Origin of the sequence: Streptomyces sp. NPDC058864 (assembly GCF_042742985.1) — a bacterium.
In the GTDB taxonomy this organism is placed as follows: Bacteria; Actinomycetota; Actinomycetes; order Streptomycetales; family Streptomycetaceae; genus Actinacidiphila.
The window spans coordinates 1-14,372 of the sequence record NZ_JBHYMQ010000117.1; the positions used below are offsets into that span (position 1 = coordinate 1).

The 14,372-nt window shown below is 71.2% G+C and carries 9 protein-coding genes; 4 read left to right on the top strand and 5 right to left on the bottom strand.

Annotation, left to right across the window (positions count from 1 at the left end):
- Nucleotides 1-54: 54 nt before the first annotated feature.
- On the bottom strand, nt 55-2,298 hold the full coding sequence (locus ACFW3D_RS40580; RefSeq protein WP_500513385.1) for a M4 family metallopeptidase: 2,244 nt from the start codon (nt 2,296-2,298) through the stop codon (nt 55-57).
- 777 nt (nt 2,299-3,075) lie between these two features.
- Here ACFW3D_RS40580 and ACFW3D_RS40585 point away from each other — a divergent pair.
- Nucleotides 3,076-3,522, top strand: a complete 447-nt coding sequence (locus ACFW3D_RS40585) for a PAS domain S-box protein (protein WP_500513387.1) — start codon at nt 3,076-3,078, stop codon at nt 3,520-3,522.
- Between the two features lie 153 nt (nt 3,523-3,675).
- On the opposite strand, the gene frc is transcribed toward ACFW3D_RS40585, so the two are convergent.
- A complete protein-coding gene (gene frc / locus ACFW3D_RS40590) occupies nt 3,676-4,932 on the bottom strand; it encodes a formyl-CoA transferase (protein WP_500513389.1) in 1,257 nt (418 codons plus the stop codon).
- 102 nt (nt 4,933-5,034) lie between these two features.
- A complete protein-coding gene (gene oxc, locus ACFW3D_RS40595; RefSeq protein WP_500513391.1) occupies nt 5,035-6,786 on the bottom strand; it encodes an oxalyl-CoA decarboxylase in 1,752 nt (583 codons plus the stop codon).
- Between the two features lie 258 nt (nt 6,787-7,044).
- Between oxc and ACFW3D_RS40600 the strand changes: the two genes are divergently transcribed.
- Nucleotides 7,045-8,715 (top strand): FadD7 family fatty acid--CoA ligase, encoded by a 1,671-nt coding sequence (locus ACFW3D_RS40600; protein WP_500513393.1) that lies wholly within the window; start codon nt 7,045-7,047, stop codon nt 8,713-8,715.
- On the opposite strand, the gene ACFW3D_RS40605 is transcribed toward ACFW3D_RS40600, so the two are convergent.
- Together ACFW3D_RS40605 and ACFW3D_RS40610 are read right to left on the bottom strand one after the other, a co-directional pair.
- Nucleotides 8,708-9,640: a LysR family transcriptional regulator gene (locus ACFW3D_RS40605; protein WP_500513395.1), complete on the bottom strand. Its 933-nt coding sequence runs from the start codon at nt 9,638-9,640 to the stop codon at nt 8,708-8,710. The two genes, ACFW3D_RS40600 and ACFW3D_RS40605, sit on opposite strands and share 8 nt — an antisense overlap.
- Before the next feature lie 365 nt (nt 9,641-10,005).
- A complete protein-coding gene (locus ACFW3D_RS40610) occupies nt 10,006-10,980 on the bottom strand; it encodes a 2-dehydropantoate 2-reductase (protein WP_500513397.1) in 975 nt (324 codons plus the stop codon).
- Between the two features lie 328 nt (nt 10,981-11,308).
- On the opposite strand from ACFW3D_RS40610, the gene ACFW3D_RS40615 reads away from it, so the two are divergent.
- Both ACFW3D_RS40615 and pntB read left to right on the top strand, forming a co-directional pair.
- Nucleotides 11,309-12,853, top strand: coding sequence for a Re/Si-specific NAD(P)(+) transhydrogenase subunit alpha (locus ACFW3D_RS40615; protein WP_500513399.1), 1,545 nt, complete (start codon nt 11,309-11,311; stop codon nt 12,851-12,853).
- A 6-nt stretch (nt 12,854-12,859) separates the two neighbouring features.
- Entirely contained in the window at nt 12,860-14,329 is a 1,470-nt protein-coding gene (pntB, locus tag ACFW3D_RS40620; RefSeq protein ID WP_500513401.1) for a Re/Si-specific NAD(P)(+) transhydrogenase subunit beta, read from the top strand.
- Nucleotides 14,330-14,372: the final 43 nt, after the last annotated feature.

Consider the following 14,372-nt stretch of genomic DNA (forward strand, 5'->3'; position numbering starts at 1 on the left):
GTCACGACACGGCCTGCCGCCGTGTCGTGACGCCGCGGTCCGCCGGGAATCCGGTCAGAAGCCGAGGCTCCAGGTGTCGAGGTAGCCGGGGAGGACGTGGAAGTTGCCGGGGGTGTTGTCCCTGACCCGCAGCTTCCAGGTGCCGTTCCCCGGGATCGCGGAGGCGTCGACGGTGAACGTCTCGTGCAGTTCCGGGATCGCGACGGGGCCCTGCGACCAGCCCTTCACCGGGATCACCCGGCCGTCCTCGCTGACCAGGTCGATCACGTAGAAGCCGACGTGGACGGCGTAGAGGTCGACGGTCACCTTGAGGTCGGCCGGTGCGTTGCCCTTGCGCCCGCTGACCGCGACCGGGCTCTCGATCACCGCCCAGTTGGGGATGTCGTACCGGTTCGGGTTGACGAAGACGTCACCGCCGGAAGCCAGCACCGTCCACCGGTACTGGACCGTACGGCAGTTGCCCGCCGCGTCCTTGACGGTGATCGCGGGCCGGAACTCGCCGTCCTTGACCGGGGTCCCCGAGACCAGGCCGGTCCTGGCGTTGATCGACATGCCGCGCGGGAGGCCCTTGGCGGAGTATGTCAGGGCGCCCGGGCGGGAGCTCTGCGCCTGGATCTGCCAGGTCACCTGCTGGCCGGTCGCCGTACGCCGCGGGTTGGTGCTGTCGACCGCGATGTGGTCGACGAAGCGGTACCCGACCTTCACGGCGGCCCAGGCGTTGCCGACCGCCTCGTACTTCCTGCTGCCCATCCCGTAGAGGTCGGCCGCGGCCTGGAGCGTGGCGGTGCGCGCGCCGGCGAAGTCGGTGGTGCTGGTCATGTAGACGGTCAGCGCGCGGTACCAGATGTCCGTGGCCGACTCGCGGCCGATGCCGGGGACGGCCCTGCCGTCGGAGGTCGGGCTGTCGTAGCGGACACCGTTGATCGTCTTCTTGCCGCTGCCCTCGGAGAGCAGGTAGAAGAAGTGGTTCGCCGGACCCGAGCTCTGGTGCGGGTCCAGGTACTTGGTGTCCTTGGTCCAGTAGTCCTGTGACCCGCCGTAGCCCACGTCGTCCTTGGACGGCTGGTCCATGTGGCGCAGCGGCACGCCGGTGCCGTAGACGTCCACCTTCTCCGCGATCAGGTAGTCCGGAACGTCCTCGGGGCTGTTGGTGAAGAACTCCACCGCGGTGCCCATGATGTCGCTGGTGGCCTCGTTCAGGCCACCGGACTCGCCGCTGTAGATCAGGTCCGCGGTGGCCGAGGTGATGCCGTGCGTCATCTCGTGGCCGGCGATGTCCAGTGCCGTCAGCGGACGTTCGTTGTCCTCGCCGTCGCCGTAGTTCATGCAGAAGCACTCGTCGTCCCAGTACGCGTTGACGTACCCGTCGCCGACGTGGACGTACGAGCGCGCTCCGGCGCCGTTGCCGGCGATGCCGTCGCGGCCGTAGCGGGAGTGGAAGAAGTCCCAGGTCTGCTGGGCGCCGTAGGCCGCGTCGACGGCGGCCGTCTGGCGGTTCGACGGCGTGCCGTCGCCCCAGACGTCGTCGTCGTCCGTCATGACCTCGCGGGTGTCGTAGTCGTACGCCGCGTTGCCGCCGCGCTCTGCGTCCACCAGCTCGAAGACGTCGCCGTTGCGGACCGTGCCGATGCGCACGCTGCCGTTGTGCTGGCCGGTGCCGGTACCCGAGTGGATCTGTTCGACGCTCGAGAGCTGCTTGCCCGTCTTCGCGTCGGTGACCACCTGAAGTCGGCTGGGGGTGCCGTCCTTCTGGACGCCGGTGACGACGGATTCCCAGGCCAGGGCCGGTGTGCCGGTCGCCATCCAGACCACCAGGCGCGGCGCCTCGCCGATCGCGGCCCTGCGGGTCCCCTCCCGTCCGGCGATGTCCAGGGCCGACTTCCCCGCCTTCGCCGACGCGACCGCGGGCTCGGTCGTCGCAACCGTGAGCATCGCGGCCGACGCCTTGGTGAACGTCCGGGCCCCCGCCCGCTCGTGGACGACCAGGTCGCCGCCGAGTACGGGGAGACCGGCGAAGGTGCGCTCGTACCGCGTGTGCACGGTGCCGTCGGCGTCCTTGACGACGTCCTTCGGTATCAGCTCCTCCTCGTCGCCCAGCTTCAGCGCGGCGGCCGTATCGGCGCTCGAACCGGCCGCGGCTTCGAGCAACTGCCCGCGCTGCGCGGCGGTGAGCACGACGCTGCGCGCGCCCGGCGCGGTGGACGTCACGCTCCCCTGCGGGCTCTCCTGCGCGCCCGCCGAGGCGAGGGGCAGGACGGACGCGACGAGCGTGGCCATGGTCACGGTCGCGGTTGCCATGGCGCGTCTGCGCCCCGACGGAGCGCTTGCGGACGGCGCGGATCTGGTGGAGCGGAACGTGCTGGTCACTCCTGCGACTCCCTCGTGAGTGGGGGCGATGCGGGGACGGGTGAACGGGGACTGCGTCGGAGCCGCCCTCGCCCCCTGAAGTGGCCCGAACACAGCCCAGATCGTCGCAGTGGCCGGAATCCGCTGTCACGAAGTGCGGAGATCATTGTCCGGAATCCGGTGAGCCGCTCGCCGCGGTGTCACAAATCGACGGCCTACCTGGTCGCGGGCCGTTCGGCACGATGGTGACGGAGCCTCAGATGGCCATCCCGGCAGGACGAATCACGGAAGTCGACGGCCCGCAGCCGGGCGCCCCGGACGTCGACCGGCGCGCGCGACGCGGCCCGTACACCGGAGGCGTCACCGACGCACCGGCGGCACGTCCTTGCTGGCCAGCCGGATACCGGCAAGTGCGGAGATGGCCCGACCGGGGCGGCCACTCCCGTCATCCCGGGACCGCCGGCGGGCCGCCAGGACACCGGCCGGCGTCAGCGGAAAGCCCTTTGTGGGCGGCCCCGCCTCGACGCCGCTTCGCCTTACGTGCCGACAGGGCGCGGCGTGCCGTCACACCACGAGGCGACCCAACGGATTCAAGCCAATCCGACTGCCGGGCGACACCGACACCCCCCGGCGATCACCGCCGTCGCGCGGCTTCCGGGCCCTGCCACCCCCCAGGCGTCGACTGTATGCTGTCTGCCTGTATACAACCGCCCGACGGCCGGAGGAGACATGGCAGACCTGGACCCCGAGGTAGTGCTGGGCATGACGGCACAGGCCCCCGACGGGGTGGTCATCATCGATCGGGAAGGGCTCATCCGCTACTGGAACCACGGTTCGGAGCGGATCTTCGGGTTCCCGGCCGCCGAGGTCATGGGCCGCAGCCTGGACGTGATCATTCCCGAGCGGCACCAGCAGCGTCACTGGGAGGGGTTCGAGAAGTCCATGGCCAGCGGCACCACCAAGTACGGGGACGACGACCTGCTGACCGTCCCCGCCGTGGGCGCCGGCGGCCGGAAGCTGTCCATCGAGTTCAGCGTGGTGCTGCTGAACGACGCCGAGGGGCAGCCGGGTTACGTCGGGGCGGTCATCCGGGACGTGACCGCGAGACGGGCCCGGGAGAAGGAGCTGTACCAGAAGGTGGCGGCCGCCAAGTCGGAGCAGGCGACAACAGCCTGACCTTCCGTCACAAGGAACGACGACGCAGAGGCCCCCGTGCCGGGACGACACGGGGGCTTCGCCGTACGCGGGCACAGGGCCCGCCCGTACGGAGGCACGGATGCCCCGCGCGCACGGATCGCGCGGAGCACCCGTGGGACTGTCCGGGCCTGATCAGACGATGATCTGCTTGTCACGCAGAGCGGCGATCTCGTTCCCGTCGTACCCGAGGTCCGCCAGCACCTCGCTGCCGTGCTCGCCGAGCAGCGGGGCGCCCTTGATCTCGGGCGTGAAGTTGGAGAACTTGATCGGGCTGCCGACGGTCAGGTAGGTGCCGCGGCCCTTCTGCTCGACCTCGACGATGGTGCCGCTGCGGCGCATGTCGGGGTCCTCGGCGAGCTCCTTCATGCTGAGGACGGGCGCACAGGGCACCTCCCACTTGCGCAGGATGTCGACGGCCTCGTACTTGGTCTTGTCGGCCAGCCACTTCTCGATCTCGCCGAAGATCTCGAAGATGTGCGACTGCCGCGCCTTGGCGGTGGTGTACTCCGGGTCCTCGACCCACTCGGGGTGGCCGATGGCCTCGGCCGTCCGCTTCCAGTTCTGCTCCTGGATCGTGAAGTAGATGTAGGCGTTGGGGTCGGTCTCCCAGCCCTTGCACTTCAGGATCCAGCCCGGCTGGCCACCGCCGCCGGCGTTGCCGCCGCGGGGCACCGCGTCGCCGAACTCGCCGTTCGGGTACTGCGGGTACTCCTCCAGGTAGCCGACCTTCTCCAGGCGCTGCTGGTCGCGGAGCTTGACGCGGGTCAGGTTGAGGACGGCGTCCTGCATGGACACCGAGACCTTCTGGCCCACACCGGTCGCGTTGCGGTGGATGATCGCCGTCAGCAGGCCGATCAGCAGGTGCATGCCGGTGTTGCTGTCGCCGAGGGCGGAGCCGCTGATGGTCGGCGGGCCGTCCCAGAAGCCGGTGGTGGACGCGGCGCCGCCGGCGGCCTGGGCGACGTTCTCGTACACCTTGAGGTCGTTCCAGGACGACTCGGCGTTGAAGCCCTTGACCGAGCCGAAGATCAGGCGCGGGTTGAGCTCGTGGATGTGGTCCCAGCCCAGGCCCATGCGGTCCATGGCGCCCGGCGCGAAGTTCTCGACCAGGATGTCGGCCTCGCGGATCAGCTTCTCCATGACCTCCTTGCCCTCGGTGGTCTTGGTGTTGATCGCCAGCGAGCGCTTGTTGCTGTTGAGCATCGTGAAGTACAGCGCGTCGAGGTCGGGGTCGTCGCGCAGCTGGTTGCGGGTGACGTCGCCGCCCTGGGGACGCTCGACCTTGATGACGTCGGCGCCGAACCAGGCGAGCATCTGGGTGCACGCGGGGCCGGCCTGGACCCCGGTGAAGTCGATCACCTTGATCCCGGCGAGCGGCTTTTCACTCATGGTGGCTTCCTTCTTGTCTGTTCGCGGTGCGCGGGTGTGCGGTGCTGGGGAACGCTGCTTCGGGGTACGGGGCTCCGCCGCGGCGGGCGGTCACTCCTCGGGTCACTTCTTCGCCGGCACGATGTTGCCGACGGTGATGCCCTTGGGGTTGAGGTGGGCGATGTGGCCGCTCTCGGTGCCCGCGGAGGGGTCGATCACGCAGTCGATGAGGGCCGGGCCGCCCGAGGCGAGGGCCTCGGTGAGGGCGGCGGTGACCTCGGCGGGCGTGGTCGCGCGGTAGCCCTTGCCGCCGAACGCCTCGAACATCACGTCGTGGCGGGCCGCGGACATCAGCGTCGTCGGCGACGGGGCGTCGTCGTAGGGGTTGACGTCGTCGCCTCGGTAGACACCGCCGTTGTTCATGATGACCGTGACGACCGGCAGCTTGTAGCGGCAGATCGTCTCGATCTCCATCCCGCTGAAGCCGAAGGCGCTGTCGCCCTCCACGGCGATCACCGGCTGACCGCTCTCGACGGCGGCGGCGATCGCGTAGCCCATGCCGATGCCCATGACGCCCCAGGTGCCGCTGTCGATGCGGTGCCGCGGCACGTGCATGTCGATGACGTTGCGCGCGATGTCCAGTGCGTTGGCGCCCTCGTTGACGAGGTAGATCTCGGGGTTCTGGTGGATGACGTCGCGTACGGCCTTCAGGGCGCCCATGAACTGCATCGGGTGCGGGTCGGCCTTGAGGCGCTCGGCCATCTTGGCGACGTTCTGCGCGGAGCGGGCGCCCAGTTCCTCGCGCCAGGCGGTGGGGGCCGCGATCCGGCCCGGCTTCGTCCGCTCGATGAGTGCCTCGACGACCGACTCGATGTCCCCGACGAGCGGGGCGGCGATGGGCTGGTTGCTGTCCATCTCCTTCGCCTCGATGTCGATCTGGACGAACTTCGCGTCCGGGTTCCACTGCGGCGCCTCGCCGTGGCCCAGCAGCCAGTTCAGGCGCGCGCCGACCAGCATGACCACGTCGGCCTTCTTCAGGGCCAGCGAGCGGGCGGTGGCCGCGGACTGCGGGTGGTCGTCGGGCAGCAGGCCCTTCGCCATCGACATCGGCACGTACGGGATGCCGGTGGACTCGACGAACTCGCGGATCTGCGCGTCCGCCTGGGCGTAGGCCGCGCCCTTGCCGAGGACGATCAGCGGCCGCTGCGCGCCGGCCAGCAGTTCGATGGCGCGGTCCACGGCCTCGGGGGCGGGCAGCTGGCGCGGCGCCGGGTCGACGAGACGGCTCAGCGTCTTCGCGCCCTCCTGCGCGTCCATGATGGAACCGAGCACCGCGGCGGGGATGTCGAGGTAGACACCGCCGGGGCGCCCGGAGACTGCGGTGCGCAGGGCGCGGGCGATGCCGCGGCCGATGTCCTCGACCCGGCTGATGCGGTAGGCGGCCTTGCAGAAGGGCTGAGCGGCGGCGAGCTGGTCCATCTCCTCGTAGTCGCCCTGCTTGAGGTCGACGAGGTGGCGCTCGCTGGAGCCGGAGATCTGCACCATCGGGAAGCAGTTGGTGGTGGCGTTCGCGAGGGCCACCAGTCCGTTGAGGAAGCCGGGCGCCGATACGGTCAGGCAGATGCCCGGCTTCTTGGTGAGGTAGCCGGCCGCGGCCGCCGCGTGTCCCGCGTTGCTCTCGTGGCGGAAGCCGACGTAACGGATGCCCTGCGCCTGGGCGAGCCGTGCCAGGTCCGTGATCGGGATGCCGACCACCCCGTAGATGGTGTCGACGTCGTTCATCTTGAGCGCGTCGACGACCAGGTGGTACCCGTCGGTGAGCTCGGCCGGTGCGTCGGCGTTCGCCGCGGTCTCCAGTGGTGAGGGGGCGGTCATGGTCCGAGGTCCTCCTTGGGCAAGTCATGCGTGCGGCTGCTCCTCTCACCATCCGCAGCCCGCTCCCCCGCGTCCAAGACCTATCGGCGACCAGCCGATAGACGGCGTTTATCGACGCACGCCACAGGGGCGTTGAGGTGGGTTGATAGACCTCCGCTATCGACCGTTCGGCAGTGCGTATTGGACGGGTGCTCGGCGACCCGCGCAGTCTCGCTGGGGACGGTTCATCAGACATTCCCGGCGCGAGGAGGTGCGGCCATGGCCGTTCCGGCCGCAGCATCCGTGCGCGACCCCGGCCGCTACCGGCCGCCGGCGGTGACGGGCCTGACCGATCTGCTGGACCGGCCCGCGCGCGGGCGTCCGCAGGCGCCCGCGCTGATCGCGGGCGCCGACCGTGCGGAGGTCTCCTACCGCGCCCTGGACGAGCTGGCCGACGAGCTGGCCGCGCGCCTGACCGCAGCGGGGCTGCGCCCCGGGGACCCGGTCGGCCTCGTCAGCGCCAACACCGTCGAGTTCGTCGCGGCGTTGCTGGGCGGGGCGCGGGCCGGGCTGGTGGTCGCCCCCGTGGATCCCACGTTGCCCGAGCCGCTGATGACGGCCCGGCTGGAGGCCCTGGGGGTGCGCTGCGTCCTGCTGGGCCCGGTCGCGGGCGGCGCCCCGCCGGCGGCCGTGGGGCCCGGTGTCCCGGCCTGGACGCTGCGGGTGGACCTCTCCCCCGCCGGCGTGGCGACGGCCGTGCTGGGGACGGGCGCCGGCGCACCGGCCGCCGCACGGGGCGCGGCCGGTGAACTCATCGCGCAGGACGCCCTGGTGCTGTTCACCGCGGGGACCACCGACCGGGCGAAGATGGTCCCGTTGACGCACGGCGCCGTGGCCGCCTCGGTCCGCGGTGTGTGCGCCGTGTACGAGCTGGGTCCGGGTGACGCGACGGTCGCGGCGATGCCGTTCTTCCACGGGCACGGGCTGTTCGCCGCGCTGCTGTCCACCCTGGCCAGCGGGGGCTGCGTGCTGCTGCCCGCGCGCGGGCGGTTCTCGGCGCACACCTTCTGGGACGACATGCGGGCGGCACGGGCCACGTGGTTCACCGCGGTACCCACCATCCACGAGATCCTGCTGGAGCGGGCGGCGACGGACCTCACGGGCCCTCAGACGCCGCCGCTGAGGTTCCTGCGCAGCTCGAGCGCGCCCCTCAACACGGCCACGCAGCGGGCACTGGAGCGCACTCTCGGCGCGCCCCTGCTGTCGGCGTACGGCATGACCGAGTCCGCGCACCAGGCGACGAGCGAGCCACTGCCGCAGCACGGACCGCTGAAGCACGGTTCGGTCGGCCGGCCTGCCGGGATCGAGCTGCGGGTGCTGGACCCGGACGGGAAGCCGTGCGCTCCCGGCCGCGAGGGCGAGGTGTGGCTGCACGGCCCCACGGTGGCCCGCGGCTACCTCGGCAACCCGGCGGAGACCGCGTACGGCTTCACCGACGGCTGGTTCCGCACCGGCGACCTGGGCGCGCTCGACGAGGACGGCCACCTGTTCCTCACCGGGCGGCTGAAGAACCTCATCATCCGCGGGGGCGAGAAGGTCTCGCCCGAGCACGTCGAGGACGTCCTCGCCGGGTGCCCGGGGGTGGCCGAGGCCGCGGTGTTCGCCGTGCCCGACGCGACGTACGGGCAGCGGGTCGGCGCGGCCGTGGTCCTGTCCGGGGCCGAGGAGCCGGGGTCCGAGGTGGTGCCCGGGGCCGAGGAGCCGGGGTCCGAGGTGGTGCCCGGGGCCGAGGAGGTGCGGCGGTACTGCCGCGGCCGCCTGGCCCCCTTCGAGGTCCCCGACCGGATCCGGATCGTCGCCTCGCTCCCGCACACGGCGAAGGGAGGGCTGGACCGGGCGGCGGTGGACCTGCTCTACGCACAGGACCCCACGTGGCCGGGGCTCATCTGACGCGGTGCTCCGCCGGCAGCGGCTGGTCGAAGAACTCGTCCAGCGACAGCCCGGCCGCGGCGTTCATGAACGCCCGCGCCGCGACCGATCCCGGGGTGGCCGCGTGGATCGCGACGGAGACCTTGGCCCTGGCGTCCGGCTCGACCAGGCGCACGGCCCGCATCCTGCCGAGCGGCGGCATCGCCCGCAGCCAGGTGTGCGGGACGATGCTCGCGCACGCGCCGGCTCCCACGCTGGCGTAGAGGGCGGCCACCGAGTCCGTCTCGACCTGCGGGGTCACCACGACCCCGCTCTCGGCGAACGCGTCGTCGATGACCTGGCGGATCCTCATGTCGGGGGTCAGCAGGGCGAGCGGCATCGTGGCCGCGTCGGCCCACTTCATGGTGTCGGTGTGCGGCAGCAGCTGGTCGCTGGAGGCGAGGAGCATGTACCGCTCCTCGTACAGCGGCATCATCTGCAGGCTCTCGCGGTCGTGCGGGGCGAAGTGCGCGATCGCGGCGTCCAGCTCGAACGCGAGCAGCTGGCGGTGGAGTTCGGTGGTCGACAGCCGGGAGCGGACCTGGACCTTGGCCAGCGGGTGGGCCGCGCAGAACGCGGCGACGGGGAGGACCAGGGTGGTGGACGCGGTGGGTTCGGTGCCCAGCCGCAGGGTGCCGGTGATGCCCGACTGGACGGCGGCCACCTCGGCCTTGAAGGCCTCCTGCTCGGCGAGGATCCGCTTGGCCCAGACGACCAGCCGTTCGCCCTCCGGGGTGAGGCCCTGGTAGTTGTGCCCGCGGTTGATCAGCGTGACGTTCAGCTCCCGCTCGAGCTTGGCTATCGCCGCCGAGAGCGCGGGCTGCGACACGTAGCAGGACTCCGCCGCCCGGGCGAAGTGCCGCTCCCTGGCGACCGCCACGAAGTACTCCAGCTGACGGAACAGCATGAACGACTCCTCTCTGCCTGGGGCCGCGGCCGCGCCGGCACTTCCTGCTGGAGTCGCAACGCCGTCGGTGCCGTCGGGTCGGCGCTCCCGGAGTGGCGAACGTCCCCGGGGGCCGGCGGCGGACGAGCTGGTTGCGGTGTGACCGGGCAAAGCCTACCGAGCCGGATCGCGGCCCTCGTTCGTGCCCGCGAAGCCGGTGCGGGCCCCTGCCCGGGTCCGGTCCCGTCGCCGCCGCGACGGAACCGGACCCGGGAGGTACTGCTGCGGCCGTCCGGCGGTGGGCCGGCGGTCCGCTGGTCTGTCGGGACGGGTGAGCGCGGGCCGGGCCGGGCGGGGACCGGTTTCCGCGCGGTGGCGCCGTTCGCCTAGGCGGCGGTGATGCCGCGGGCGAGCAGGTCGGTCGCGGCGTGGACCGCCCGCAGGTTGGGGGCGTCCGCGCCGGCGATGTCGGCCATCTCGACGACGGCCGTCACGATGGCGTCGAGTTCCAGCTGCTTGCCGGCCTCGAGGTCCTGGAGCATCGAGGTCTTGTGGTGTCCCACCCCCTCCGCGCCCCGAAGCCGCTTCTCGATCGAGATGTCGGGGGTGCTGCCGACCCTGGCCGCGATGTCGAGGGTCTCCTCCATGAGCTGGGTGACCAGCCGCCTGGTGTGCGGGTGCTTGCAGATGTCGACCATGGTCGCCCTGGTGAGGGCGCTGATCGGGTTGAACGCGACGTTGCCCATCAGCTTGATCCAGATGTCGTCGCGCAGGTTCGGCTCCACCGGGCACTTGAGGCCGCCGGCGATCATGGCCTCGCTCAGCGCCGTGCACCGGTCGGAGACGCCGCCGCCCGGCTCGCCGATGGAGAACCGGGTGCCCTCCAGGTGCCGGATGACCCCGGGGGCCTCGATGACCGTCGCGGGGTAGACGACGCAGCCGACGGCGCGTTCGGGCGCCAGCACCTCGCTCGTGGCGCCGCCGGGGTCGACCGCCTCGATCCGCCGCCCTTCGTAGGGGCCGGCCAGCTTGTGGAAGTACCACCAGGGGATGCCGTTCTGACCGGCCACCACCGCGGTGTCGTCACCGAGCAGCGGGGAGATCAGCGGTCCCGAGCTCGCGTAGGAGTGTGCCTTCAGGCCCAGGAAGACGTAGTCGACGGGGCCGATCTCCTTCGGGTCGTCCGTGGCGTGGGGCTTGGCCACGAAGTCACCGCGCGGGCTGTTCACCCGGACTCCGTGGGCACGTATCGCCTGAAGATGCTCACCCCGGGCGATCAGGTGGACGTCGGCGCCACCACGGTGCAGTGCCGCGCCCACGTAAGCGCCGATCGCACCGGCTCCGAGGACTGCGATTTTCACGGCGACTCCTCTCCATTCGAAGGGGGAGTGAATACTGTATGCAGTACTCTCTTGGGATGTACAGTCCCATCACGGAAAGTCGCGCGCCCCGAACCGGAGAGGATCCCGGCCGGCGCCGCGGCGGAGGACTCCGGCGCCCCACCGGGCCATGAACCGGGTCACACAGGCCCCGGACAGGTTGATCGAGCACGAAGCAGGGGAACGCTTCGCCGCACACGCGGTCCCGGGCGCGCACGGCCGCGCCATGAGGCCGGGGAACACGGAGTGCGGACGACGGCTCGGCTGACGACGCCGTGACGTCAGTCAGAAGCGACGGAAAAGGAGAGCGATGTCGGATTCACCCCCTCAGCAGATCGGTGTCGTCACCGAGTCCACCGCCGGGGAGACGCGGGTGGCGGCCACACCGGACAGCGTCCGCCGGCTCCTCGGCCTCGGCTACGAGGTCGTCGTGGAGTCGGAGGCGGGAGCCGCCTCGGGCTTCCCCGACGAGGCCTACGCGGAAGCGGGCGCGCGGATCGGCGACGCCTGGAACGCGGACGTGGTCCTCAAGGTCAACGCCCCCTCGCACGAGGAGATCGAGAAGCTGCGCGAAGGGGCGACCCTGATCGGGCTGATCGCCCCGGCCCACAGCCCCGACCTCGTCGGGGAACTGGCGGCACGGCCGATCACCGTCCTGGCGCTGGACGCCGTCCCGCGCATCTCCCGGGCCCAGTCGATGGACGTGCTCAGCTCGATGGCGAACATCGCCGGGTACCGGGCGGTGATCGAGGCGGCCCATGTCTTCGGGCGCTTCTTCACCGGGCAGGTCACCGCGGCGGGCAAGGTGCCCCCGGCCAAGGTCCTGGTGGCGGGCGCGGGCGTGGCGGGTCTCGCCGCGATCGGCGCGGCCGGCAGCCTCGGCGCGGTGGTGCGGGCCACCGACCCGCGGGCCGAGGTCGCCGACCAGGTCCGTTCCCTGGGCGGTGAGTTCCTGGCCGTCGAGGTGGAGCAGGAGGCGAGCGGCGACGGCTACGCCAAGGCGACCTCCGAGGCGTACGACCGGCGGGCCGCCGAGATCTACAGCGAGCAGGCCGCGGACGTCGACATCATCATCACCACCGCCCTGATCCCCGGCCGCGCGGCCCCCCGGCTGATCACGGCGGCCGATGTGGCGTCGATGAAGCCAGGCAGCGTCATCGTCGACATGGCCGCCGCGCAGGGCGGCAACGTCGAGGGCACGGTCAGCGGGAAGGCGATCGTCACCGACAACGACGTGACGATCATCGGTTACACCGACCTGGCGGGCCGGCTGCCCGCCCAGGCCTCGCAGTTGTACGGGACCAACCTCGTCAACCTGCTCAAGCTGCTGACGCCCGGCAAGGACGGGCGTCTGACGCTCGACTTCGACGACGTCGTGCAGCGGGCCGTCACCGTCGTGCGGGAGGGCGAGAAGACCTGGCCGCCACCGCCCGTCCAGGTGTCGGCGGCGCCCTCCGGGCAGACCCCGGCGCCGGCGGCGGCCGCGCAGCAGCCGAAGGAGCCGCGTCTGTCGCCGGCCGGGCGCTACGGCCTGATCGCCTCCGGCATGCTCGCGATGTTCCTGCTGATCGCCTTCTCCCCGGCCCAGCTCGTGGGCAACTTCACGGTGTTCGCGCTGGCCGTCGTCATCGGTTACTACGTGATCGGAAAGGTCCACCACGCCCTGCACACCCCGCTGATGTCGGTCACCAACGCCATCTCCGGGATCGTGGTGGTCGGAGCGCTGCTGCAGATAGGCCACGCCGGACCGGCCGTCACCGTGATGTCGGTCGTGGCGATCATGTTGACCACCGTGAACATCTTCGGCGGATTCGCCGTGACCCGCCGCATGCTCGGCATGTTCTCGAAGGGCTGAGGATCGATGAACGCAACCACGGCCGCACAGGCCGCCGACATCGTCGCCGCGCTGCTGTTCATCTTCAGCCTGGCCGGACTCTCGCAGCACCGCACCTCCCGCGCCGGAGTGGCGTACGGCATCGGCGGCATGGCGCTGGCGCTGGTCGCCACCGTCGTCGCCGCCGCGCAGGACATCCCGGGCTCCGCCGTCGTGCTGATCGTCGTCGCCACGGCCGTCGGCGGAGCCGTCGGCCTGTGGCGGGCGCGCCGGGTGGAGATGACCCAGATGCCCGAGCTCATCGCCGTCCTGCACAGCCTCGTGGGCCTGGCGGCGGTGCTGGTCGGCTGGAACAGCTACTACGAGGTGGAGGCGGACGGTGCCGGTCAGACCCGGGTCCCCGCCGAACTGCTCGGCATCCACCACGCCGAGGTGTTCATCGGCATCTTCATCGGCGCGGTCACCTTCACCGGTTCCATCGTCGCCTTCCTGAAGCTGTCGGCGCGGATCAAGTCCCGTCCGCTGACACTGCCGGGGAAGAACGCCCTCAACCTGGGGGCGCTGGCCGCCTTCGTCGCGCTGACGGTGTGGTTCACGGTGACCCCGAACCTGGGCCTGATGATCGCCGTGACCGTCCTCGCGCTCGCGCTCGGCTGGCACCTGGTCGTCTCGATCGGCGGCGGTGACATGCCGGTCGTCGTCTCGATGCTCAACAGCTACTCGGGCTGGGCGGCGGCCGCCGCGGGCTTCCTGCTCAACAACAACCTGCTCATCGTCACCGGCGCGCTGGTCGGCTCCTCGGGTGCCTACCTGTCGTACATCATGTGCAAGGCGATGAACCGTTCCTTCGTCTCGGTGATCGCCGGGGGCTTCGGCGTCGAGGCGCCGACGGGCGGGGACGTCGAGCAGGGCGAGCACCGCGAGACCTCGGCGGAGGAGACAGCCGAACTGCTGGAGAACGCCACATCGGTGATCATCACCCCCGGCTACGGCATGGCGGTGGCCCAGGCGCAGCACCCGGTGGCGGAGCTGACCCAGGCACTGCGGCGGCGTGGGGTGCAGGTGCGCTTCGGCGTCCACCCGGTGGCCGGCCGGCTGCCCGGGCACATGAACGTGCTGCTCGCCGAGGCCAGGGTGCCGTACGACGTCGTGCTCGAGATGGACGAGATCAACGACGACTTCGGCGACACCACGGTGGTGCTGGTCATCGGCGCCAACGACACCGTCAACCCCGCGGCGGAGGAGGACCCGTCCAGCCCGATCGCCGGCATGCCGGTGCTGCGGGTGTGGGAGGCGGAGAACGTCGTCGTCTTCAAGCGGTCCATGTCCTCGGGGTACGCGGGGGTGCAGAACCCTCTGTTCTTCCGCGAGAACAGCCGCATGCTCTTCGGCGACGCCAAGGAGAGCGTGGACGCCATCCTGCGTTCGCTGAGCACGCCGGAAGCCGGTTCCGCGGCATCGCGCGGGCTGCGCGACCAGCAGCCCGCCCCTGCCTGACGGGCACTGCACCCACGGCGGTGGGGCGGGGGAAGCCGTGCTT

Coding starts and splice junctions, on each gene's coding strand:
- ACFW3D_RS40615 (WP_500513399.1), top strand. CDS start 11,309: ATGTCGGATTCACCCCCTCAGCAGATCGGTGTCGTCACCGAGTCCACC.
- ACFW3D_RS40580 (WP_500513385.1), bottom strand. CDS start 2,298: ATGGCAACCGCGACCGTGACCATGGCCACGCTCGTCGCGTCCGTCCTG.
- frc (WP_500513389.1), bottom strand. CDS start 4,932: ATGAGTGAAAAGCCGCTCGCCGGGATCAAGGTGATCGACTTCACCGGG.
- ACFW3D_RS40585 (WP_500513387.1), top strand. CDS start 3,076: ATGGCAGACCTGGACCCCGAGGTAGTGCTGGGCATGACGGCACAGGCC.
- oxc (WP_500513391.1), bottom strand. CDS start 6,786: ATGACCGCCCCCTCACCACTGGAGACCGCGGCGAACGCCGACGCACCG.
- ACFW3D_RS40605 (WP_500513395.1), bottom strand. CDS start 9,640: ATGCTGTTCCGTCAGCTGGAGTACTTCGTGGCGGTCGCCAGGGAGCGG.
- pntB (WP_500513401.1), top strand. CDS start 12,860: ATGAACGCAACCACGGCCGCACAGGCCGCCGACATCGTCGCCGCGCTG.
- ACFW3D_RS40600 (WP_500513393.1), top strand. CDS start 7,045: ATGGCCGTTCCGGCCGCAGCATCCGTGCGCGACCCCGGCCGCTACCGG.